At 58.6% G+C, this 24,375-nt stretch carries 14 protein-coding genes and 6 pseudogenes; 7 read left to right on the top strand and 13 right to left on the bottom strand.

The features are described 5' to 3' along the window. Positions 1-179: 179 nt before the first annotated feature. Positions 180-542 (top strand): DUF6124 family protein, encoded by a 363-nt coding sequence (locus CES87_RS23185; protein ID WP_128607922.1) that lies wholly within the window; start codon positions 180-182, stop codon positions 540-542. A gap of 389 nt (positions 543-931) precedes the next feature. Continuing rightward, the gene (locus tag CES87_RS23180) at positions 932-2,257 is read left to right on the top strand and encodes an OprD family porin (protein ID WP_128607921.1); all 1,326 of its coding nucleotides are present in this window, start codon (positions 932-934) and stop codon (positions 2,255-2,257) included. Positions 2,258-2,413: 156 nt separating this feature from the next. Here the strand turns inward: CES87_RS23180 and CES87_RS23175 are convergent, their stop codons facing one another. The 5 genes and pseudogenes from CES87_RS23175 to CES87_RS23155 all read right to left on the bottom strand — a co-directional run bounded on the left by CES87_RS23175 (position 2,414) and on the right by CES87_RS23155 (position 9,018). Continuing rightward, the gene (locus CES87_RS23175; protein ID WP_128607920.1) at positions 2,414-2,746 is read right to left on the bottom strand and encodes a DUF2790 domain-containing protein; all 333 of its coding nucleotides are present in this window, start codon (positions 2,744-2,746) and stop codon (positions 2,414-2,416) included. Between the two features lie 78 nt (positions 2,747-2,824). Beyond that, positions 2,825-3,025, bottom strand: a complete 201-nt coding sequence (locus tag CES87_RS23170) for a co-regulatory protein PtrA N-terminal domain-containing protein (protein WP_128607919.1) — start codon at positions 3,023-3,025, stop codon at positions 2,825-2,827. A gap of 260 nt (positions 3,026-3,285) precedes the next feature. Continuing rightward, positions 3,286-6,418: pseudogene (locus tag CES87_RS23165) on the bottom strand (CusA/CzcA family heavy metal efflux RND transporter). 27 nt (positions 6,419-6,445) lie between these two features. Then, on the bottom strand, positions 6,446-7,651 hold the full coding sequence (locus CES87_RS23160) for an efflux RND transporter periplasmic adaptor subunit (RefSeq protein ID WP_128607918.1): 1,206 nt from the start codon (positions 7,649-7,651) through the stop codon (positions 6,446-6,448). Positions 7,652-7,737: 86 nt separating this feature from the next. Then, positions 7,738-9,018, bottom strand: coding sequence for a TolC family protein (locus CES87_RS23155; protein WP_128607917.1), 1,281 nt, complete (start codon positions 9,016-9,018; stop codon positions 7,738-7,740). Positions 9,019-9,486: 468 nt separating this feature from the next. Between CES87_RS23155 and CES87_RS23150 the strand changes: the two genes are divergently transcribed. From CES87_RS23150 to CES87_RS23135, 4 genes and pseudogenes are all read left to right on the top strand, one after another. Next, complete coding sequence (locus CES87_RS23150) at positions 9,487-10,161, top strand: heavy metal response regulator transcription factor (protein ID WP_128607916.1); 675 nt, start codon at positions 9,487-9,489, stop codon at positions 10,159-10,161. Next, entirely contained in the window at positions 10,158-11,558 is a 1,401-nt protein-coding gene (locus tag CES87_RS23145; RefSeq protein WP_128607915.1) for a heavy metal sensor histidine kinase, read from the top strand. Before CES87_RS23150 ends, CES87_RS23145 begins: the two co-directional genes overlap by 4 nt. Positions 11,559-11,785: 227 nt before the next feature. Then, positions 11,786-12,217 (top strand): type II toxin-antitoxin system Phd/YefM family antitoxin, encoded by a 432-nt coding sequence (locus CES87_RS33555; RefSeq protein WP_256591056.1) that lies wholly within the window; start codon positions 11,786-11,788, stop codon positions 12,215-12,217. Further along, positions 12,214-12,589 (top strand): annotated as a pseudogene (locus tag CES87_RS23135) (type II toxin-antitoxin system VapC family toxin). Before CES87_RS33555 ends, CES87_RS23135 begins: the two are co-directional and overlap by 4 nt. Positions 12,590-12,825: 236 nt before the next feature. On the opposite strand, the pseudogene CES87_RS23130 reads toward CES87_RS23135, so the two are convergent. From CES87_RS23130 to CES87_RS23105, 6 genes and pseudogenes are all read right to left on the bottom strand, one after another. Further along, a pseudogene (locus CES87_RS23130) lies at positions 12,826-14,566 on the bottom strand (extracellular solute-binding protein). 47 nt (positions 14,567-14,613) lie between these two features. Then, a complete protein-coding gene (locus CES87_RS23125; protein ID WP_128607914.1) occupies positions 14,614-14,886 on the bottom strand; it encodes a DUF2160 domain-containing protein in 273 nt (90 codons plus the stop codon). Positions 14,887-14,896: 10 nt separating this feature from the next. Next, a complete protein-coding gene (locus tag CES87_RS23120) occupies positions 14,897-15,697 on the bottom strand; it encodes a carbohydrate ABC transporter permease (protein WP_128607913.1) in 801 nt (266 codons plus the stop codon). A 10-nt stretch (positions 15,698-15,707) separates the two neighbouring features. After that, positions 15,708-16,574: a carbohydrate ABC transporter permease gene (locus CES87_RS23115; protein WP_128607912.1), complete on the bottom strand. Its 867-nt coding sequence runs from the start codon at positions 16,572-16,574 to the stop codon at positions 15,708-15,710. Continuing rightward, positions 16,571-17,703 (bottom strand): annotated as a pseudogene (locus CES87_RS23110) (ABC transporter ATP-binding protein). The gene CES87_RS23115 and the pseudogene CES87_RS23110 overlap by 4 nt, the downstream one beginning before the upstream one ends. Then, a pseudogene (locus CES87_RS23105) lies at positions 17,703-18,796 on the bottom strand (ABC transporter ATP-binding protein). The pseudogenes CES87_RS23110 and CES87_RS23105 overlap by 1 nt, the downstream one beginning before the upstream one ends. Positions 18,797-19,179: 383 nt before the next feature. Here CES87_RS23105 and CES87_RS23100 point away from each other — a divergent pair. After that, positions 19,180-21,018: pseudogene (locus CES87_RS23100) on the top strand (sigma-54-dependent Fis family transcriptional regulator). Positions 21,019-21,141: 123 nt separating this feature from the next. On the opposite strand, the gene cysS reads toward CES87_RS23100, so the two are convergent. Together cysS and CES87_RS23085 are read right to left on the bottom strand one after the other, a co-directional pair. Continuing rightward, on the bottom strand, positions 21,142-22,524 hold the full coding sequence (cysS, locus tag CES87_RS23090; RefSeq protein ID WP_096510107.1) for a cysteine--tRNA ligase: 1,383 nt from the start codon (positions 22,522-22,524) through the stop codon (positions 21,142-21,144). Positions 22,525-22,540: 16 nt separating this feature from the next. Continuing rightward, the gene (locus CES87_RS23085) at positions 22,541-24,241 is read right to left on the bottom strand and encodes a glutamine--tRNA ligase/YqeY domain fusion protein (protein WP_128607911.1); all 1,701 of its coding nucleotides are present in this window, start codon (positions 24,239-24,241) and stop codon (positions 22,541-22,543) included. Positions 24,242-24,375: the final 134 nt, after the last annotated feature.

The raw sequence follows: 24,375 nt of genomic DNA, 5'->3' as shown, positions 1-24,375 counted from the left end.
ACTAAGACACTCTTCATAACGTACTCGTTAGCACTATGTGGTTTCGTTATGGCGGCTGTGCGTGGGAGACCTTCTGGGTCTGCCGGGCTCGTTTACCCTGGTTTTCCAACCTGCGTACAGCTGCCACCCCTTCGCTTGGAAACGAATGTGGCAGCCTCACCAGTAAACGAGGATTCACCATGTTCAAAGTAACACCCAACCCGCCAGACACCGATCCGACATCCCCGTACGAAACCCTCGACTCAAAACGCCCGCACGAAGCCGCCGAGCGCGACTTCGACGATCACTTAAAACCAGAGCCCCCCATCATGGACATCCCGCGCACACCGGGCACCATGTCCATCGTCAACCCTGAGCTCGATACCGAAACCCTGCTGGCCCATGCTTGCGAGTCGCTGGCCTCGGCCAATGTCATGACCATGGATTTGGCGGATCATATGGAAGGGCCCAGGCGCAACTCCCTACTTGGCATTGCGCAAATCATCATGCTCGGCGAACTGGCGGTAAATCGAGCGCTGGACCAACTTGACCCGCCAGAGTAGTCCCGGCTACTGCGACTTCGGCTGACTTGCAATCGCAACGCACCACTGGCGGACAAGCTTGCACACCGCCATTGGTGCATTGGTGTTCTGCCATCTCTAGCTCTGTTCCACTTCAAGTCTAAACATACAAGCGAGCCTGCTCGCGAAAGCGTCATACCGGCCAACGTTTACTTCTCTGACACACCGCCATCGCGAGCAAGCTCGCTCCCACAGGGGAGTGCCTTACATCGCAGGCGCACCTAACGAAATTGTAATTCCCCCATCACCTTGGCGTTATCCGCAGATTGCAACGATGTCACCCGGCGACGATGCCGGTGGGCCCTTGCCCGCCGAACAATAAAACCCACGCCGAAGCACGTTCCCGTTCTGCCCAACCCCAGGAGTGTTTGATGGTTAACAATTCAAAAGTGTCGATGGCCGCTTTAGCTGTGGTTGTCGGCTCCGGGCCGTCCATGGTGTTTGCGGAGGATAAAGCCGAGGGCTTTGTCGAGGGCAGCAGCCTGACGGTGCTCAACCGCAACTTCTATTTCAATCGCGATCACCGTAACGGCCAGTCCAGCCCTACGGGCAACGGATATTCCGAAGCCTGGGCCCACGGCATCATCGGCAAGTTCGAATCCGGTTTTACCCAAGGCACCGTCGGGTTCGGCGTCGATGCGTTTGCGATGATTGGCTTGAAACTCGATACCGGTGACGGGCGCAACGGCGGCCGCAGTTCGTTCGATGTGTTGCCGGTCAACAGTGAAGGCAAGGCGAGTGACGAATACACCAAGGTCGGTGGCGCAGCCAAAGTGCGCGCCTTCGATACCGTGGTGAAGGTCGGTGATGTGTTCCCTGCCACCCCGGTGGTTGCGGCGGGAGATTCCCGGTTGCTGCCGGAAAGCTTCCGGGGCGTCACGGCCACCAACACCAGTATCGAAGGTCTGTCGGTACAAGGTGGTCGCCTGCATGCGATGAGCCAACCGGTTTCCAGCGACATGCGCGAAAACTTCGCCACGTTCTACGGCGGCCCGGTCAATTCACCGTGGATCGGTTATTTTGGTGGCGACTATGCCCTGAACAAAAACCTCAGCTTCAGTCTGTATTCCAGTCGCCTCAAAGATGCCTGGAATCAATACTACGCCGGCACCGCCTGGACATACCCACTGTCCGACGACCTTTCGCTGTTTGGCGGCCTGAACTATTACAAGGCTGTCGACGAAGGCAAACAATTGCTTGGCGAGTTCGACAACAACATCTGGAGCGGCCGGGTCGGCGTGAAACTCGGCGCGCACTCCGTTGCGTTATCGCACCAGCGCAACAACGGCAATGACGACTTCGACTATCTGCGCCAGTCCGATTCGATCTTCCTCGACAATTCCATCCAGTACAGCGACTTCAACTCGCCCAAGGAGCGTTCCTGGATGGTGCGCTATGACCTCGACATGAGCAGCTATGGCGTGCCGGGGTTGTCGTTCATGACCCGTTACGCCCGAGGCACCGACGCCGACTATTCCAACGCCAACACCGTGTATATGCGCCGCGATGCCGACGGTAACCCGCTGACCGACCAGAAGCGCTGGGAACGTGACATCGAAGTCAAATACGTGGTGCAGAGCGGTTCACTCAAAGATATGTCGCTGCGCCTGCGTCAGGCCAATACCCGCGCCACGGCGTTCGAATCGGATCTGGATGAAGTGCGGGTGATTGTCGAATACCCGCTGGCCATTCTGTAACCCACGACTTGTACCTGTTCACCTTTAGAAGCTCCTTGCTCCTTTGGAAAGAGGTGAATTTTTTGGCGTCCTTCGGGGCGCCTTTTTTATGCCTCAAAAAATCAACGCGATTCCTGGAACTGCCGGGTGTCTGCGGCCGTTCCAGAAGGGTCGGAGTTAGCCGCTGTTTTTGCGGCAGTCTCCCACCACGATGTATCTAAGGGTGTTGAGTTCGCCTTTTGAATCCTCATACGTCATTGCGGCGGGCACCACGGCGCAATCAGCAGCTGGCCGCACAACGCTCACCACTTTGACCACATCCAGCTTCATGCCGTATTCATAGACCTTTACCACCGGTGCGGGCTTGCCCTGGTTGGCGGCGTATTGCTCCATGGCTTTGGCGTTGGCAGTCAGCATTTTCTCGAACGTCCTGTCACCGCCACCTTCAGCGAGTACATTCAGGGACACCGCCATAACCCCGGCGAGCGCAATCAGCTTGATCAATTTCATATTCTTCACCTTCAAAACCGGCTCATAAAAAAGCCCACCATCGGCTATCGATGACGGGCTCGTTCTAACGCGACGCGCTTACAAGTCTTTAGTCTTGTCGTCCTTTTTTTCATTCACAACGACAGGATCACGAGTCTGTTCCTTGGCAACAAACAGCTCCATCGAGCGGCCATTGGCAGCCATCATTTTTTCGAACGTTCTGTCGCCACCGCCTTCAGCCATCGCAGCAGAAGACAGAAGCAACGCTGCAGCAAACGTACTCAGTTGTGCAAATTTCATGTTTGAGACCTCATTTAATTAACGAGGTCAGGGTAACAATCCGAACCTTTCGTCACGGTGGCGCCGAAATTACATATCCGTTATGTGGAAAAGGCCACGGCGGGTCGCTTGGAATAACCTGTAGGAGCCGGCTTGCTGGCGATGGCGGTGTATCAGGCACTGCATTGTTGACTGGACTGCCGTCTTCGCCAGCAAGCCGGCTCCTACAGAGGCTGCGTACATCCTGAAAAGTCAGGCCGTTTCGCGAGCAAGCTTTGCTCCTACACTTCACGCCGATGGGCCATCTGATACAGCGCAGGAAGCAATAACAGCGTGAGGATAGTGGAGGACAGAATGCCCCCAATCACCACCGTTGCCAGCGGGCGTTGCACCTCCGCACCGGTGCCGGTAGCCAATGCCATGGGAATGAAGCCCAACGAAGCCACAAGCGCCGTCATCAGCACCGGCCGCAGACGTGTGAGTGCGCCTTCGTTGATCGCATCGCCCAGTGAGCGGCCCTCCTCGCGCAGGTTGCGGATAAACGCGATCATCACCAGACCGTTAAGCACCGCCACCCCGACAGTGCGATGAAACCGACGCCAGCAGATATCGACAGCGGGATATCACGCAACCACAAGGCCATGACACCACCGGTCAAGGCAAACGGAATCCCGGTGAACACCAGCAGGCCGTCCTTGAGGTTGTTGAACATCATGAACAGCAGGCCGAACACCAGCAGCAACGCGACCGGCACCACGATCTGCAAGCGTTTGGCAGCCGATTGCAACTGCTCGAACTGCCCGCCCCAACTGATCCAGTAACCGGCAGGGATCTGAACATCGCGCTCAAGCGCTTCGCCCGCCTCCTCTACGAAGGATCCGATATCGCGTCCACGCACGTTGGCGCTGACGATCACCAGGCGCTTGCCGTTCTCGCGACTGACTTGATTCGGCCCCAATACCAGATCGAGGCTGGCAACCTCCTTGAGCGCGATGAAACCGATCTGCCCGGCATTGCCATTGAGCGGCGCCGGCACCGGAATCAATAGCGCCGACAAGCCATCGATATCCTTACGCATGGCATCGGACAAACGCACCACCATGTCGAATCGCCGGTCACCTTCATACAACGTGCCTGCCTGCCGTCCGCCAACCGCGACGGCAATGGTGTCTTGCACATCGCCGACGTTGAGCCCGTAACGCGCCGCCTTGTCGCGGTCGATGTTGATGGTCAGTACCGGCAGGCCGGAGGTCTGCTCGACCTTGACCTCGGAGGCGCCACTGATTTTTTGCATGGCGGCAGCAATCTTCGCTGCCGTACTGTTGAGCACAGCCATGTCATCACCGAACACCTTGACCGCCACATCACTGCGCACGCCGGAAATCAGTTCGTTGAAGCGCAACTGGATCGGTTGCGACAGCTCATAGTTGCTGCCCGGCAGCGTCGCGGCAACCTGTTGCAGCTCGGCCATCAGCGTTTCACGGGGCTTGCCCGGATCCGGCCACTGCTCCTTCGGCTTAAGCATTACGTAGCTATCGGAGATGTTCGGCGGCATCGGGTCTGAGGCAATTTCAGCGGTGCCGGTACGGGCGAAAACGCGCTCGACCTCCGGCACTTTGGCGAGAATCAGTGTTTCCAGACGCTGCTGCATATCGACCGACTGCGTCAAACTGGTGCCCGGCACCCGCAAGGCTTGCAGGGCAAAATCGCCTTCACTGAGGCTCGGCACAAACTCGCTGCCCATGCGGCTGGTCAACACGCCACTGAGCGCAATCACCGCGAGCGCCATGGCGACGGCGAATGCCCGATGGCCCATGACCCAGGCCAGTGCCGGCGCATACAGCCGACGCGCGCCGCGCATGACCACACCTTCCTGTTCCTTGACCTTGCCGGTGACAAACAGCGCGATGGCCGCCGGGACAAACGTTACGGACAAGAGCATGGCGCCCAACAACGCGATGACCACGGTGAAGGCCATCGGGTGGAACATTTTTCCTTCAACACCGCTCAGGGCGAAGATCGGCAGATACACGACCATAATGATCAACTGGCCGAAAATCAGCGGGCGGCGCGCCTCTTTGGCCGCCGCGAACACTTCATGGAAGCGCTCGGATCGAGTCAGCAGACGCCCGTGATGTTGCTGGGCATGGGCCAGCCGCCGCAGGGTGTTTTCGACGATCACCACCGCGCCGTCAACGATGATGCCGAAATCCAGAGCGCCGAGGCTCATGAGATTGGCACTGACCTTATTGCTGAACATGCCGGTAAAAGTGAAAAGCATCGACAGTGGAATCACCATGGCGGTAATCAATGCCGCACGAATGTTGCCCAGAAACAGGAACAGAATCGCGATGACCAACACCGCGCCTTCGACCAGATTCTTCTTCACCGTGGCAATCGCCTTGTCTACCAGGTGCGTGCGGTCATACACCGCTACGGCGATCACGCCTTTGGGCAGTGAGCGGTTGATCTGCTCGAGTCTGGCGGCCACCGCTTGGGAGACAGTGCGGCTATTTTCGCCGATCAGCATGAACACCGTACCCAGTACCACTTCCCGGCCGTTCTCCGTGGCGGCGCCGGTGCGCAGTTCACGACCGATGTCCACGGTCGCGACATTCCTGACCCGGATCGGCGTGCCGTCGACGTTGGCCATCACGATATTGGCAATGTCCTCGGTACTTGCCACTTGGCCGGGTGCGCGAATCAGCAGTTGTTCGCCGCTGCGCTCGATGTAACCGGCACCGACGTTGGCGTTGTTGCGCTCCAGCGCTGTGACAAGGTCAGTGAGAGTCAGTTTGTAGGCGGCCAGTTTTTTCGGATCGGGCGCAATCTGATACTCCTTGGCAAACCCGCCGATGGTGTTGATCTCGGCCACGCCTGGAACATTGCGCAACTGCGGCTTGATGATCCAGTCCTGAATCACCCGCAGATCAGTTGGCGTGTAGGCGGTTCCGTCGTCCTTGAGCGCACCTTCCTGTGCCTCTACCGTCCACAGGAAAATTTCGCCAAGGCCGGTGGAAATCGGCCCCATCTGCGCCTGCGTACCTTCAGGCAATTGCTCCTTGGCGATCTGCAAGCGCTCGTTGACCAATTGCCGGGCAAAGAACAGATCGGTGCCATCCTTGAAGATCACCGTGACCTGCGACAACCCGGAACGCGACAGCGAACGGGTCTGTTCCAGCGCTGGCAGGCCGGCCATGGCGGTTTCTATCGGAAAGGTGATGCGCTGCTCGGTTTCCAGCGGTGAGAACCCAGCGGCACCAGTATTGATCTGCACCTGAACGTTGGTGATGTCGGGCACGGCGTCGATCGGCAGCTTTGGTAACTGGCGATGCCGAGGCCGGCCATGAGTAGAACGGCGAGCAGCACGATGATGCGCTGCTCGATGGCAAACTGGATCAGGCGTTCGAACATGAGAACCTTCTCGTCGGGGGGGGCGGATCAGTGGGAATGTTCGGCCGAGGCTTTGCCCAGCTCCGATTTGAGAATGAAGCTGCCGGCGTCGACGACTTGCATACCGGCCTCCAGTCCTTGAGTAATTTCCACCTGGCCGGCCGCGCGGCTGCCCAGCTCCACCGGCTGTGCCTTGAAGCCGTCGACGGTGCGAATGAACACCGTGGGTTTGTCCTCGACGGTCTGGATCGCGGTTTCCGGGACGGCTACCTTGGTTTGGCGGCTGTCGGTCGCGACCAGTGCGGTCACGAACAGCCCGGGACGCCAGGCGCCCTGAGGATTGGCCAGGGTCACGCGAACCGTCGCGGTACGCGTCTGCTCTCCCAGTAAACTGCCGACATACGCCACGGTCCCCTCGACTTCGGCGTTCAGCTCCGAAGCGCTGATCGTGACCGGTTTGCCCACTTGCACCTTGTCCAAATCCTTGGGCGAAACGCCAAAGGTCACCCACACCCTGGACAGGTCCGAGAGCGTAAAGGCATTTGTTGTTTCGTCGACCACCTCACCCGGCGTCAGGTGTTTTTCCACCACCACGCCATCGAACGGCGCCCGTAGCTCGTAGCGGTTGCCTCCGCTGGCGACGGCACTGCCACTGAGCACGCTGATTTTCTGCCGGGCATTGTCCAGGGCGATTTCAGCTTCTTCCAGCGCCTGTCGAGCCTGAAGAAAATCCTGCTCGGCAGAGATTTTGTCCTGCCACAACTGGCGCTCACGCTCGAAGGTGGTGCGAGCCAACGCCAGACGCCGTTGCGCGGCAGCCTGCTCGCTGCGCTGGTCGGAGATCTGCTGACTGGCGATCACCGCCAACAACTGGCCCTTTTTCACAGACTGCCCGAGATTGACTTGCACCGACTCAACCACTCCCGGCACTCGCGGCACCACGTGCGCGGTGCGGTCTTCGTCGAAGCGCACTTCACCGGGGAACGGCATCCCGAGGCTGATGCTCTGCGCACGGGCTTCGGCCAGTTGAATGCCGGCCGCTGCGATCTGTTCGCCACTGAGGGTCAGGTGCCCTTCCTCGCTTTCACCTTCGGCATGTTCGCCGCCGGCTGATGCGCCTTCTTCGGCATGATCGGCGTGCTCCGACGCTTCATCGGCATGAGCGTCAATGGATGAGTTACCCACCCACAATCCGCCGATTCCGATGCCCAGGGTCAACGCCGCCGCAGCGACAACCATCAGTTTTTTATCCATGAAAACTCCTCTGCGTCATGCCGCCGACAGCCACGGTTTCCCTGGTACTGCGCGGTAGAGCAGTTGTTAAAGATGTGGAATGAAATTCAGCGGTTCACGCCTGGCGCGCCGAGATCCCCAAAAATGCGTTCAATGCGAACTCTGGCGTCTGTCGCTTCGGCAACGGCCTGGATGTACTGGGTACGAGCACCGATCAGAGTTCGCTGGGCATCGAGTACATCCAGAAAACCGAACTTGCCCATTTCGAAGCCGCGGGTCGCGCTGTCGACTGCGCTCTGCGCGGCCGGCAGGATGGTTTGATCGAATGCACTGACCTCGCCATTGGCGGTCTGCCATTGCGCCAGCGTGGTCTGGATTTCCGTGCGCAAACGCAGTTCGGTGGCATTGCGCAGATCCCGTGCCTGATCGGCACGTCGCGCCGCCGACAGCACATTGCCCTGATTGCGGTTGAACAACGGGATGGGCATTGATAGCCCGACGACATTTACCCGCTCGCGCTCCAGTTCGCTGTACTGACTGCCAATGCTCACGGTGAGATCGGGAATCCGCTGCGCCTTCTCCAGCCCCAATGAGGCTTCACGCTGATCGATCTGCAATTTAGCCAGGCGCAGTTCAGCAGTTTCATTCAGTCGTTCAAGCAACCGGGTTGGCGGCGGCACGGCAGGCATGCCGTGGAGGGCAGGTTGCACACTGACCAACGTCGGCAACGGCGCGCCCATGACCTGCGCCAATTGCTGATAGGCATTGGCTTGATCGCGCTCGGCCCGGCTCAGCTCCAGCCGCACTTCAGACAATTGCACCTGAGCCCGCGTACCTTCAACCGGCGACGACTTGCCCGCCTGGATACGTCCTTGCGCCACCCGCAAACCCTGCTCGGCCAAAGCCTGCGACTGACGGGACAACTGCAACCTTTGCTGCGCCGTTTCGGCTGCGCAAAACGCCTGAATCACATCCGCGCGCAAAGCATTGCGCTTGCGCTCCAATTCTATCCCGGCGGCATCCTGCGCCCGGCTGGCGACGTCGATTCGCGCGCCGCGCTTGCCGCCCAACTCGATCGGCTGGCTGATCATCACCGTGGTGGTTCGCGAGTCGCGCCGGGTATCCTCGGCCTCCCAGGATACTTCGGGATTGGGTATCAGCGCCGCCTGACGCCGATCACCTTCAGCGATACCGATCTCCCATTGAGCCGCGGCAAGTTCGGGGTTGCCGGCAAACGCCGTTTGCAGGGCCTGATCGAGGGTCAGTGTCGACACCGACGGAACAGCCGCAAAACAAGGACCTGCCAATAACAAAAGGCCAGTGGTACTCACCACCCGCATTGTGTTTTTCAGGCGTGATCGCGCCGTCAGTTCATTTAACCCGGGCAATTGGATACTTCCTTTACAAATCAAGAAACTTTCGATGCCGCCAAGGTAGGGTTTTGAACTTATCGGCAAGGTGACTGGAACATTACAAATACGTTATCCACGATCATCATTAGTAATTTCGATCTAGCATGCGAAGTGCAAAATCGACACAGCAATACAACGAAACACATGTCCGGACTTTATCTTCCGAATAGTACTTGCCCAATTTAAATTCGCATGAGGCAGATGGATTTCCGGCGCCAAATTCTGCGACAAGCTGTCGCAGACAGCTCTAAATCAACGACTTCGATTGACTCTGTAGTCACTACAGACTTTAGCCTCAACGTCCTGATCAAGAGAAAAAACTGTAGGAAAGCAAGAACCCAATCATTCAGCTGTTATTGAAAACCGTCCGGAAGACCCTACAAAAACAACAACTTTCCCGACCACCTTAATGACGCATCCATTAAATAAAAGTGGTGATTTACCATGCGAATCCTTGTCATCGAGGACGAGTTCAAAGCTGCCGAGTACTTGCACCAGGGACTGACGGAAAGTGGTTATATCGTTGACCGCGCAGCAACCGGCGCGGATGGACTTCATCTGGCCCGACAACAGCTTTACGACCTGATCATTCTGGACGTCAATCTGCCGGAACTGGACGGCTGGGGCGTGCTTGAACAATTGCGCCGCACCCACTCCACCCGGGTGATGATGCTGACCGCACGCGGTCGCCTGGCCGACAAGATCCGTGGCCTGGATCTGGGCGCCGACGACTATCTGGTCAAGCCGTTCGAGTTTCCGGAATTACTCGCACGGGTACGCACCCTGATGCGTCGAAGCGAAAACACCCCGGTGCCGCAAGTACTCAAGGTCGCCGATCTGGAACTCGATCCAGGGCGTCACCGGGCCTTTCGTGGCGTGCAGCGCATCGACCTGACCACCAAGGAGTTCGCCCTGTTGCATCTGCTGATGCGCCAGTCCGGTGAAGTGCTCACCCGTACCCAGATCATTTCCCTGGTGTGGGACATGAACTTCGACTGCGACACCAATGTAGTCGAGGTCTCGATCCGGCGCCTGCGGGCGAAGATCGACGATCCGTTCGACAGCAAACTGATCCATACCCTGCGCGGCGTCGGCTATGTGCTGGAGGCGCGGGAATGAAGCCTGCAAGCCTGTCGCTGCGGTTGGGTCTGACGGTCAGTATTCTCGGAGCTCTGCTGGTGGTGTTCCTGGCGGTACTGGCCTACTTTGCCCTGACCCACGAATTGAATGCGTTATCCAGGGACAGCCTGGCCAGGAAAATGCAACAGGTCGAGCACAGCCTGTCGATGTATACCAATCCCGGCGAAATCAGTTCGAAGCCACACATTCTGCTCGATCAAGTCATGGGGCATGACAACCTCACCCTGACCATTTATGACCGGTACTACCTGCGCACACCACTGCTCAAATCCGGCTCCGGCATGGCCGATCCACGCCTCGAACTAAAGGAAGTGCGGGCGGCCACCGATCAACTGGCTTACTCCAGCAGCGTCGACGCCAAGGGCGCAAAATTTCTCACCGCGTCCAGGCTGATCCGTATCAAGGACGGGACCAGCGTCCCGGTGCTGCTGTCCACGGACAGTGAACACGATCAGGCATTGCTGCGCGCTTATCTGCGCTCGACGCTGGTTGCTTTGCCGCTGTTGCTGATCCTCATCGGCCTCAGTGCCTGGTGGGCGGTGCAGCGAGGTCTGGCACCGATGCGCGAGTTTCGCAAAGTGGCAGCGATGGTTTCGACGCAAGACCTTGACCATCGGCTGTCGGTGGTGAACATGCCCCAGGAACTCAGCGAACTGGCGCAGGGCATCAATTTCATGCTGCATCGCCTCGACAATGGCGTGCAGCAGTTGTCGCAGTTCTGCGACGACCTCGCCCACGAACTGCGCACGCCCATCAACAACTTGATGGGTAAAGCCCAAGTGACGCTGTCGCGAGAGCGAACGGTTGAGGAGTACAAAGACGTTCTGGTGTCCTGCACCGAAGAACTGGAGCGTGTTGCGCGAATCGTCTCGGACATGCTGTTTCTGGCGCAGGCCAGCCAACCGACGGCGCACGCGCCTTTCGAGTCGATCGCTCTGGAAGACGAAGCGTTGAAAGTCGCCGAGTTGTTTTCCCTATCGGCGCAGGAGAAGCGGATTGATCTGAGTGTGGTGGGCAGCGCGCGTGTGCTGGGCGATCGCTTGATGATCCAGCGGGCGATCTCCAACCTGCTATCCAATGCCCTGCGCCATTGCCCGGAAGGGCAATCGGTATCTCTGCTCATAGAACGAGGGGCCACACAGGTTTCGCTATTGGTAAGCAATCCCGGCGCCGGCATCGAAGCGCAGCACCTACCGCACCTGTTCGACCGCTTTTACCGGGTCGACAGCAGTCGTTCCCGCGCGCAGGGCAGCACCGGACTGGGCTTGGCCATCGTGCGTTCGATCATGAGCCTGCATCAGGGGGTTGCGGAGGTGAAAAGTTTGCCTGGCACAATGACGGTGTTTCGGTTGGGGTTTCCTGAAGCCAACGAGTGATTGCGGTGAGCGACCAACCTGTGAGAGCGGGCCCGCTCGTTCCCACATGAGCTGGACATAGCGGATCGTATGATGGCTTTTGTACGATTTTTTACCGCTGGACTCCAAGCCTCCGGCAATTACAGAAGGCTCTCGCCAGATTGTCCGTTTCGTCCTACAGCCAGCGTTGAGCCTAAAGCTCTATCTTGGATGACTGCTGGAAGGCTCAACCGAGGCGAAATCAAATAATGAAACGTGATATCTATTTTGAATTGGCAGATGGCTTCCACGCCTTCGCTGCTGAACATCAATATAAAGACGTGCATCTACCCTACGAAGCGCGAAACCCCAACCTGCCACTTGCCTGTGCTGAGGCGCAGAGTAACTTTGCCGCCCTCAAATATTCTGGCTATATTTGTCCAGAATATAGGAGAGAAAGTATGATCATCGTTCCTTTGGCCGAAGCAAAAAACAATCTGTCCAAACTCGTCGACGACGCAGCGGCTGGGCAGATCATCACGATTGCCAAGCATGGTCGAGCGCTTGCTCGTCTGGTTCCAGTGAGCAAACCCCGCGGCCAGCGTATCGGAGCGATGAAAGGCAAACTGGTGCTTCCAGAAGACTTTGATGCCCCACTGCCAGACGACATGCTCGATGCGTTCGAGGACACACGGCAATGAGGCTTCTGCTCGACACGCATATCCTTCTCTGGACACTTGGCGATGATCCCAGGCTGTCTGGGAAAGCCAGAAAGCTGATTGAGAATGCTGCTGACATCTACATCAGCGCAGCAACATTCTGGGAGATGGCAATCAAGGTCGGATTGGGAAGCTAAACGTCGATCTGGAAGAAATCCGTCAGTACTGCCTCGACAGCGGTTTTATCGAACTGCCGGTAACTTCAGAGCATGCCATTGCCGTGAAAGACCTTGAACATCACCATCGCGACCCTTTGACCGCCTCATAATTGCGGCCGCCATGACTGAACCCATGAAGCTCCTCACTGCCGATCCGATGGTTGCCAAGTACACGGACCTCGCTGTTCTGGTCTGATTAGCTGGCCACACTATTTCAACGTATCTTTGAATTTTTTGTCCGGTTGAAAACGCTTGTCGTATCGGATGGCCTCTTCGCGAGCAAGCCCGCTCCCACATGGGATCAGCGTCGGACACAAATTTTGTGTTCACTAGCTGATCCCATGTGGGAGCGGGCTTGCTCGCGAAAGGGCCTCAATAGACACAAAAGAAAACGGCACCTCCCGGTGCCGTTCGCCTTTCAAACTCCAACCTTTACTTACGCGCATCCGCCCACGATTTCAGCAGTTCGTTGTAGCTCACGGTTTCGCCTTTAGGCTTTTCGTTTGCCAGTTTCGGTTGCGGTGCGCCCGGTTGATCGAACCAGTACTGCGCGTCGCGTTCGGGGTTCATTTTCGGGGCGCAGGTAGACTGCACTTTCGAGCGTTCCAGCCGGGCCATGATGGCGTCCTGGTCCTTGGCCAGACCATCCAGTGCCTCTTGCGGAGTTTTGTCGCCGCTGGCGGCTTCGGCGATATGGCTCCACCACAACTGCGCGAGGCGAGGATAATCAGGCACGTTGGTCCCCGTCGGCGTCCATTGCACGCGGGCCGGGCTGCGGTAGAACTCAACAAGACCACGAGTTTCGGTGCCAGATCGGTCATCGCCTGGGAGTTGATGTCCGATTCGCGGATCGGCGTCAGGCCGACGATGGTTTCTTCAGCGACACAGTTTTCGAGGTCACGAACTGCGCATACAGCCAGGCCGCGAGTTTCTGTTTCTCAGGCGTGGACTTCATGAACGTCCAGGACCCCACGTCCTGATACCCCAGCTTCATGCCCTCCTGCCAGTAAGGCCCGCGCGGTGATGGCGCCATGCGCCATTTCGGCGTGCCATCGGCGTTCACCACTGGCAGACCCGGTTTGGTCATGTCGGCAGTGAACGCGGTGTACCAGAAGATTTGCTGGGCGATGTTGCCTTGCGACGGCACCGGACCGGATTCGGAGAAGGTCATGCCCGCCGCTTCCGGTGGCGCATAGGCCTTGAGCCAGTCAACGTATTTGGTGGTGGCGAACACCGCAGCCGGGCCGTTGGTGTCGCCACCACGGGTCACACTCGAACCAACCGGATGGCAATCCTCGACCCGAATGCCCCACTCATCCACCGGCAAGCCGTTGGGGAGGCCCTTGTCGCCGCCACCGGCCATGGAGAACCAGGCATCGGTGAAGCGCCAGCCCAGGGATGGGTCTTTCTTGCCATAGTCCATGTGCCCGTAGACCCGCTTGCCGTCGATTTCCTTGACGTCTTCGCTGAAGAACTGGGCGATGTCTTCATAGGCCGACCAGTTCACCGGCACGCCCAGCTCGTAGCCGTACTTTTCCTTGAACTTGGCTTTCAGCTCCGGTCGCTCGAACCAGTCGGCGCGGAACCAGTACAGGTTGGCGAACTGCTGGTCGGGCAATTGATAGAGCTTGCCGTCCGGAGCGGTGGTGAACGAGATGCCGATGAAGTCCTTGATGTCCAGGGTCGGTGAGGTGAAGTTCTTGCCCTCGTTGGCCATCAAGTCAGTGATCGCTTCGGTCTTGCCGTAGCGGAAGTGGGTACCGATCAGGTCCGAGTCGTTGACCCAACCGTCATAGATGCTCTTGTCCGATTGCATCACGGTCTGCAGCTTTTCCACCACGTCGCCTTCTTGCAGCAAGTCGTGGGTCACTTTGATCCCGGTGATCTCGGTGAAGGCCTTGGCCAGTACCTTGGACTCATACTCGTGAGTAGTCAGGGTTTCCGAGACAACCTTGATGTCCATCCCGCGAAACGGCTCGGCTGCCTTGATGAACCACTTCAATTCCGCGAGCTGCTGATCCGCCGTCAACGTGGACGGCTTGAACTCACTGCCGATCCACTTTTTCGCGGCGTCTTCATAGGCATCGGCCCAGGCCGTTGCGCTCAAACCGCCGAGTGCCAGCATGGCTGCCAATGAAATGCTATGTCGCAGCTTATTGTTTTTGTCGAACATAGAGACCTCCTTATTGAATTTGGGAGCAACATTGCCGAGCGATTCGACTAGCCCCAACGCATCACAGCCAACAGCCACACCAGGGACAACGCAAACGCTATCCAGATGCTCCAGTCGGTCACGCCAACTACCAGCAAGTGCAGGTAGGCGCTGCCGAGAAGACCGATAAACAGCCGATCACCACGGGTGGTGGCAATCGGCAAAAAGCCACGCCGCAGAATGCTCGGCGAACGCAACTCCCAAGTGGTCATCACCACCAGGATCAAGGCAATCACACTGAAGAATGCCGCCGTCGGGACGGTCCAACTCATCCATTCCATCATCGACTCCTCATACCCGACCCAGGGCAAAGCCCTTGGCCACGTGGTTGCGAACAAACCAGATCACCAGCATGCCGGGCAGGATGGTCAACACCCCTGCCGCCGCCAGCACGCCCCAGTCGATGCCGGACGCCGAGACCGTGCGGGTCATCACCGCCGCGATGGGCTTGGCGTTCACCGAAGTGAGGGTTCGCGCCAACAGCAGTTCGACCCAGGAAAACATGAAGCAGAAAAACGCCGTCACGCCGATGCCGGAACCAATCAGCGGGACGAAAATCTTCACGAAAAACTTGGGAAAGCTGTAGCCGTCGATGTAGGCCGTTTCGTCGATTTCCTTCGGAACGCCGGACATGAAGCCCTCAAGAATCCACACCGCCAACGGCACGTTGAACAGGCAATGCGCCAGCGCCACGGCGATGTGCGTATCGAACAACCCGATCGAGGAATACAGCTGGAAGAACGGCAGCAGGAACACCGCCGGCGGCGCCATGCGGTTGGTCAGCAACCAGAAGAACAGGTGCTTGTCGCCCAGAAAGCGATAACGCGAGAACGCGTACGCCGCCGGCAACGCCACGCTCAGGGAGATCACCGTGTTCAGGCTCACGTAGTACAGCGAGTTGAGGTAACCGGTGTACCAGGCCGGATCGGTGAAAATCACCTTGTAGTTGTGGACGGTGAAATCCTGGGGAAACAGCGTCAGGCCGCCGAGGATTTCGGTGTTGCTCTTGAAGGACATGTTCAGCAGCCAGTAGATCGGCACCAACAGGAACAGGATGTAGAGCAGCAACGGGAAAAGCTTTCTTTTGCTCATGGCGCGGGCCTCAACGGTTGGCGTCAGAGTGAGTCATGGCGGTATAGAACAGCCAGGACACCAACAGGATGATCAGGAAGTACACCAGCGAGAACGCCGCAGCCGGGCCCAGGTCGAACTGCCCGATCGCCATTTGCGTCAGGGTCTGGCTGAGGAAAGTCGTGGCATTGCCTGGCCCGCCACCGGTCAGCACGAACGGCTCGGTGTAGATCATGAAACTGTCCATGAAGCGCAGCATCACGGCGATCAGCAATACGCTCTTGAGCTTGGGCAACTGGATGTGCCGGAATACCGCCCACGCCGACGCTCGGTCAATCCGCGCCGCCTGGTAGTACACGTCGGGAATCGCCCGCAGACCGGAGAAGCACAACAGCGCCACCAGCGATGTCCAGTGCCAGACATCCATCACCAGCACGGTGACCCAGGCGTCCATGGTGTTGGCCGCATAGTTGTAGCTGATGCCCATGGCATTGAGGCTGGAACCGAGCAGGCCAATGTCGGCCCGGCCGAAGATCTGCCAGATGGTGCCGACCACGTTCCACGGAATCAGCAGCGGAATCGCCAGAATGATCAGCACCAACGAGGACCATTTGCCCTTGATCGGCATGGTCAGGGCGATGGCGATGCCCAGCGGGATTTCGATCAGCAGCACGCAGGCCGAATAAATGAACTGGCGCAGCAACGAATTATGCAGACGCGGATCGAGCAATACCTGTTTGTACCAGTCGGCACCGACGAAGTAGCGGCTGGACTGATCAAAGATGTCCTGCACCGAGTAGTTGACCACGGTCATCATCGGGATCACCGCACTGAATGCCACCAGCAGGAACACCGGCAGCACCAGCCACCAGGCCTTGTTGTTCTGCACCTTGTTCATGGCTGCGCCCCTTTGTTGGCAAGGTCTTCACCAATAGCTTGCGGCTCCAGCAGGAATTCATCGGCGTAGACCATCAGCCATTGCGCGGGAAAGCTGATGTACGCCGTGCCTTCGGGCACCGGTTTGTCCTCGGCCAGGCGTACCTTCAGCGGCACGCCGTCGAGGTTCAATGTCATGATCTTGTAGGTGCCCAGATCTTCGACGTGTACGACTTGTGCCCGCATCGCGTCATCGTACGGCTCGTCCCACACGTGGATGAACTCCGGCCGAATGCCGACCTTCAAGGTGTGCCAGCTGGATTCGACGATGCGCTTTTGCATGGCTTCGGACAGCGGCAGATGGATCGAAGCGAAACCGACGCCTCCCGGTTGCGGTTGCACCTCGATCAGGTTCATGCCGGGCTACCAATGAAATAGCCGACAAAGGTGTGGCTCGGCCGCTCGAACAGTTCTCGCGGCGTGCCGAACTGCACAATCTGCCCGCCGTACATCACCGCGATCTTGTCGGCGAAAGTCGACGCCTCCAGCTGATCGTGGGTGACGTAGACCATGGTGATGTTGAACTGCTCGTGGATCTGCTTGAGCTTGCGCCGCAGCTTCCACTTCAGGTGCGGGTCGATCACCGTCAGCGGCTCATCGAACAGGATCGCCGACACGTCATCGCGCACCAGCCCACGGCCCATGGAGACTTTCTGTTTTTCGTCGGCGGTGAGGTTGCGAGCCTTTTTGCTCAACAGTCCCTGTAGGTCGAGGACTTCAGCGATTTCCTGCACTTTGGTGTGAATTTTCGCCTCGGCCATGCCCTGGTTACGCAACGGGAAGGCCAGGTTGTCGAACACCGTCATGGTGTCGTAGACCACCGGAAACTGGAAAACCTGAGCGATGTTGCGCTTCTCCGGCGTCAGGTCGTTGACCGCTTTGCCATCGAACAACACATGGCCCTGAGACGGGCTGAGCAACCCGGAAATGATGTTGAGCAAGGTCGACTTGCCACAACCCGATGGCCCGAGCAAGGCATAGGCGCCGCCCTGTTCCCAGATATGGTCCATCTCGCGGATTGCATAATCCTCGGGACCGTTCGGCGTGCTGGTATAGCTGTGGGCGAGGTTCTGCAAACGGATTTCGGCCATCAGGCAACCCTCGCGACACGCCGGCCCGGCGCCTGAACCAGTCGCCCTGCGTATCGAACACAAACAGTTTATGAGTCGGGATGTAGATGCGAATCGGCGCATCGACGTCATATTCGTGAACGCCAGGCAGGTGCAGCACCAGCAGGAAATGCTCGTTGCGCACGTGCAGGAAAGTTTCCGAGCCGCTGATTTCGGCGACCTCGACGGTCACCGCCAACTCGAGGTCATCGTCGTTGCTCGGCACCAGCGAGATATGACTGGGGCGTACACCGAAGCGGAACTCGCCCTCGCCCACCGGGCGCAAATCGACGTTCAACGGGAAGTGCACGAAATTGGCGAAGCTCACTTCGTTGCCGGCGATGCGTCCGGGCATCAAGTTGATCGGCGGCTCGGAAAACAACTCGGCCGCCAGCACCGTCTGCGGTTGGTGATAGACCTCGGACGACTTGCCGCTTTGAATCACCCGGCCTTCGTGAAGAATGGTCGTGGTGCCGCCCAGGGCCAGGGCTTCGTTGGGCTCGGTGGTCGCGTAAATGGCGATGGTATGGCGAGCCTTGAACAGCTCGCGCATTTCCTGGCGCAACTCTTCGCGCAACTTGTAGTCGAGGTTGACCAGCGGCTCGTCGAACAGGATCAGCTCCGCATCCTTGACCAGCGCCCGGGCCATGGCCGTGCGCTGCTGCTGGCCGCCGGAGAGTTCGAGCGGATAGCGTTTAAGGAATTTCTCGATGCGCAGCATCTTTGCGGTTTCCAGCACCTTGCTCTGGATCAGCTCGTTGGACACACCGGCCTGACGCAACGGCGAGGCGATGTTCTCGAAGACGGTCATGGTCGGGTAATTGATGAACTGCTGATAGACCATCGACACGTTGCGCAAACGCACCGGGCGTTGCGTGACATCGACGCCATTCATCAAGATGCGGCCGCTGTCAGGCTTGTCCAGCCCGGCCATCAGGCGCATGAGACTGGTTTTGCCGGACAGCGTGCGCCCGAGCAAAACGTTGAAGGATCCGGGTTCGAAACGCAGGCACGCATCGTCAATCCAGGTCTGGCCCTCGACGGTGCGGCTGACATGCTCCAGGGTTAATGACATGGCTCGGCCTTTTTATTTTTGGAGTCAAGCGACCGGAGCTACATAGCGACATTTGTGCCAGAAATCGCAAGCATTTGATCGGGCTTGAAAAAAAGGACATCCGAACCAAATCAGCGTTCGATGCTGAACAGAAATGAACAACCGCGACTGAACAACTGAACACTTGAACGATTGACAATGAACATTAGTGAACAACACTCTTTAGACCGTTTTTCGCACACCTGTAGGAGTCAGGCTTGCCGGCGAAGGCGATTTTGAGGACGCCTTCACCGGCAAGCCTGGCTCCTACAGGTATGTGGTGTGCCAATGTCATCACGTATGAAATATGCTGTTGTGCGCAAATCCATAACAACAATAAAAGCGTTAATCAGAGGCTGACTTGAATGGCCGCACCTGCCCCGCGTTATCCCACGACGCCATCATCCAGGACTCCTGGTCCCGTTGCCGCGCGTTTGGCCTCAACCATCAGAGTGCTCCCGCATTCGATCAACTGCCCGCCGCAGGCGTTGCGCAGTTGCTGGAGAGCCAGCACTCATTGGTGCAGACCACCCACCAGGAAGTGCTGCCGTATTACGAGAACATCCTCAGCAACTCCAATTGCCTGATCATGCTCGCCGACAATCAGGGTCAGGTGCTGACGTCCTGGGGCACCCAGCGTTTTATCGATCCGAGCCTGACCCGCGGCTTCAGCGCTGGCGCTAGCTGGATGGAGCATTGCAGCGGGACCAACGCGATTGGCACCGCGCTGGCCTGCGAGCAGGCGGTGCACATCGAGCACGATGAACACTTTCTCAAGGCCAACCGCTTCATGACCGGTTCCGCTGCGCCGATTTTCGATGCCGAGCGCAAGGTCATCGCGGTGCTGGACGTGTCCAGTGACAGCTATCTGCCGCCGTCCCATACCCTGGGCATGGTGAAGATGATGAGTCAGACCGTGGAAAACCGGCTGATCCTCAACCTGTTTCACGGTCAGCATTTCCAGCTGACCTTCAACACCGGCCTGAATAACCTCGACAGCCAGTGGGCCGGGTTGTTGATATTCGACGAGAGCGGCCAGGTATTGTCCGCTAACCGCCGCGCCGACAATCTGCTGGGTGTACGTCTGTCGCGGGTCAGTGTCGAGAGCCTGTTCAAGGTGTCGCTGCTGGAATTGTTGAATCAACCGGAAGGCCTGCCCTTCTCTTTGCAGGCTCAGGGCGCAACCGCTTCCAGTGCCTGCTGAAACGGCCAAAGCAGGCACCGATTCAGGCCCGTGTGTTCGATGAACCGGCAGTGGCTGCACCGACGCCTGCCGCAATCAGCCTCAATACCCTGCACTTGGGCGACAGCCGCGTGGAAAAAGCCGTGCGTCAGGCCGAGCGTTTGCTTGAAAAAGACATCCCGTTGCTGATCCATGGTGAAACCGGCGTCGGCAAGGAAGTCTTCGTTAAAGCGCTGCATCAGGCCAGCTCACGCAGTAAACAAGCATTCATCGCCGTCAACTGCGCGGCGATCCCCGCCGAATTGGTGGAATCCGAACTGTTCGGCTACGAAAAAGGCGCGTTCACCGGTGCCAATCAGAAAGGCAGCATCGGCCTGATCCGCAAGGCCGATAAAGGCACGCTGTTCCTCGACGAAATTGGCGACATGCCCCTGCCAACCCAAGCGCGATTGCTGCGCGTGTTGCAGGAGCGTTGCGTGCAACCGGTGGGCAGCAGCGAGTTGTTCCCGGTGGACATCCGCATCATTTCCGCGACCAACCGCTCCCTGCGCGAACAGGTGCAACTGGGTCGCTTCCGCGAAGATTTGTACTACCGCATCGGCGGCTTGACCCTGGAATTGCCGCCGCTGCGCGAGCGTAGCGACAAGCAAGCGCTGTTCAAGCGCTTGTGGGAACAACACCGCGAACCGAGCCAGTGGGCCGGATTGAGCCGAGAGGTACTGGAGCTGTTCGACCGCCATCCGTGGCCTGGGAATTTGCGTCAGGTCAGCAGCGTGATGCAGGTGGCACTGGCCATGGCCGAGGAACAACCGGTGCGGCTGGAGCATTTGCCGGATGATTTTTTTGTGGATATGGAGATGGAGCCGGTGGATACGCCGGAGCCGCTGGCGGTGGATTTGAATGATGCCGAGGATTTGAATCGGCAGTTGCAGGCGGCGGGGGGAATATCTCGTATCTGGCGCGGCGCCTTGGAGTTAGCCGCAATACCCTTTACAAGCGGTTGCGCCAATCAGACAGCTAATGACGGTTTGATCGTTCCCACGCTCCGCGTGGGAATGCCTCAACGGACGCTCTGCGTTCGGCTTTTGATTTGGGACGCGGAGCGTCCCGGGCTGCATTCCCACGCAGAGCGTGGGAACGATCATCAGTCAGCCAAACGCCAGGTCGTCCCACCCTTCCCGTCTTCCAGCACCACACCCATGGCCGTGAGCTGGTCGCGGATGCGGTCGGATTCGGCCCAGTCTTTCCCGGCACGCGCCGCCAGGCGCGCAGCGATCAGCGCTTCGACTTCAGCCGCATCCACGCGCCCTTCGGCACCGGCCTGCAGGAAGTCATCGGCTTCGAGCTGCAACACACCGAGCACGCTGGCCAGTTCCTTCAAGCGCGCCGCCAGACCGGCCGCTGCATCGAGATCGCTCTCGCGCAGACGGTTGATCTCGCGCACCATCTCGAACAGCACCGCGCAGGCTTCCGGCGTGCCGAAGTCGTCGTTCATCACCGTGGTGAAACGCTCGACGAACGCTTCGCCGCCAGCCGGCGCCACGTTCGGCAGGCCTTTCAACGCGTGGTAGAAACGCTCGAGTGCGCCTTTGGCGTCCTTGAGGTTGTCTTCCGAGTAGTTGATCGCGCTGCGGTAGTGGCTCGACACCAGCAGGTAACGCACGACTTCCGGGTGGTACTTGTCGAGCACGTCGCGGATGGTGAAGAAGTTGTTCAAGGACTTGGACATCTTCTCGCCATTGATGCGAATCATGCCGCAATGCATCCACGCGTTGGCGTAGGTCTTGCCGGTGGCCGCTTCGCTCTGGGCGATTTCGTTTTCGTGGTGCGGGAACTCCAGGTCGCTGCCGCCGCCATGAATGTCGAAGGTCTCGCCAAGGCAGCAGGTCGACATCACCGAGCATTCGATGTGCCAGCCCGGACGCCCGGCGCCCCATGGTGATTCCCAGCTCGGTTCACCCGGCTTGGCGGCTTTCCACAGCACGAAGTCCAGCGGGTCCTGTTTCGACTCGTCGACTTCGATACGGGCGCCGATGCGCAGGTCTTCGATCTTCTTGCGCGATAGCTTGCCGTAGCCCATGAACTTGCCGACGCGGTAGTACACGTCGCCATTGCCCGGGGCGTAGGCGTAACCCTTGTCGATCAGGGTCTGGATCATCGCGTGCATGCCAGGAATGTGATCCGTGGCACGCGGCTCCATGTCCGGCTTCTTGATGTTCAGGCGCGCTTCATCTTCGTGCATCGCCGCAATCATGCGCTCGGTCAAGGCTTCGAACGACTCGCCGTTCTCGTTGGCCCGATTAATGATCTTGTCGTCGATGTCGGTGATATTGCGCACGTAGGTCAGGTCGTAACCGCTGAACCGCAGCCAGCGGGTCACAAGGTCGAAGGCGACCATGCTGCGGCCGTGGCCCAGGTGGCAGTAGTCGTACACGGTCATTCCGCACACGTACATGCGCACCTTGTTGCCATCCAGCGGCTTGAAGACTTCTTTGCTCTTGGTGAGCGTGTTGTAAATCGTTAGCACGTCATAAATCCTTGAATCACTGGCCCCACGAATCACGCAGGGTCACGGTACGGTTGAATACCGGCTGACCTGGTTTCGAGTCCTTGATATCCGCGACGAAGTAACCTTCGCGCTCGAACTGGAAACGGTCTTCCGGCTGTGCATTGCCCAGCGAAGGCTCGGCACGACAACCGGTGAGTACCTGCAGCGAATCAGGGTTGATGTTGTCCAGGAAGCTGGCGCTATCTTCGGCCTTCTCCGGGTTGGCGGAGCGGAACAGACGATCGTACAGACGCACTTCGCATTCGACGCTGGCAGCCGCCGGCACCCAGTGCACCACGCCCTTGACCTTGCGCCCTTCGGGGTTCTTGCCCAGGGTGTCCGGGTCGTACGAGCAACGCAGCTCGACGATGTTGCCGTCGGCGTCCTTGATCGCTTCGTCGGCACGGATCACGTAGCTGCCGCGCAGACGCACTTCGCCGTTTGGCTCAAGGCGCTTGTAGCCCTTCGGCGGCTCTTCCATGAAGTCATCGCGGTCGATGTAGATTTCACGAGCGAACGGCAGCTTGCGCACGCCCAGCTCTTCTTTCTGCGGATGACGCGGCAGTTCGAGGTTCTCGACCTGGTCTTGCGGGTAGTTGGTGATCACGACCTTCAACGGACGCAGCACGCACATGGCACGTGGCGCGTTCTGATCCAGGTCCTGACGGATGCTGAATTCAAGCATGCCGAAGTCGACCACGCCGTCGGAACGGTTGGTGCCGATCATGTCGCAGAAATTGCGGATCGACGCCGGGGTGTAGCCGCGACGGCGAAAACCCGACAGCGTCGACATGCGCGGATCGTCCCAACCATGAACGTGCTTTTCATCGACCAGTTGCTTGAGCTTGCGCTTGCTGGTGATGGTGTAGTTCAGGTTCAGACGGCTGAATTCGTACTGACGCGGATGCGCCGGCACTGGCAGGCTGTCGAGGAACCAGTCGTACAGCGGACGGTGGCTTTCGAACTCCAGGGTGCAGATCGAGTGGGTGATGCCTTCGATGGCGTCCGACTGACCGTGGGTGAAGTCGTAGTTCGGGTAGATGCACCACTTGTCACCGGTCTGGTGGTGGTGCGCGTGACGGATGCGATACATGATCGGGTCGCGCAGGTTCATGTTCGGCGAAGCCATGTCGATCTTGGCCCGCAGCACACGTGCGCCGTCCGGGAACTCGCCGGCGCGCATGCGGGCGAACCAGTCCAGGTTCTCTTCGACGCTGCGATCACGGAACGGGCTGTTCTTGCCCGGCTCGGTCAGGCTGCCACGGTATTCCTTGGCTTGCTCAGGGGTCAGGTCGTCGACATACGCCTTGCCGGCCTTGATCAGCTCGACGGCCCAGTCGTGCAGCTGGTCGAAGTACTGCGAGGCATAGCGCACTTCACCGGACCACTCGAAGCCCAGCCACTTGACGTCGCTTTCGATCGCGTCGATGTATTCCTGATCTTCCTTGGCCGGGTTGGTGTCGTCGAAACGCAGGTGCGTGACGCCACCGAATTCCTGGGCCAGGCCGAAGTTCACACAGATCGACTTGGCGTGACCGATGTGCAGGTAGCCGTTGGGCTCAGGCGGAAAACGGGTGACGATCTGCGTGTGCTTGCCCGAATCCAGGTCTGCCTGGATGATCGGCCGCAGGAAGTTGACCGGCACGGCAGGGCCGGTCTTGGAATTCGAGGTAGGGTCGACAGTGGGCTTGCTCATAGGATCCTTGGCGTACAAGTGCATGGCCTGCTAAGGGCCGGACAAAACAAAGCCGCTATCATAGCCGATGCCGTCAAGCAGCTGACAGAGCAGGCCCGAAAACGACTGCATTTAATCGGATGCAAATGAAAAAC

It is taken from the genome of Pseudomonas sp. ERMR1:02 (assembly GCF_002277815.1).
GTDB lineage: Bacteria > Pseudomonadota > Gammaproteobacteria > Pseudomonadales > Pseudomonadaceae > Aquipseudomonas.
This window is presented reverse-complemented; position numbering and strand designations above follow the sequence as displayed.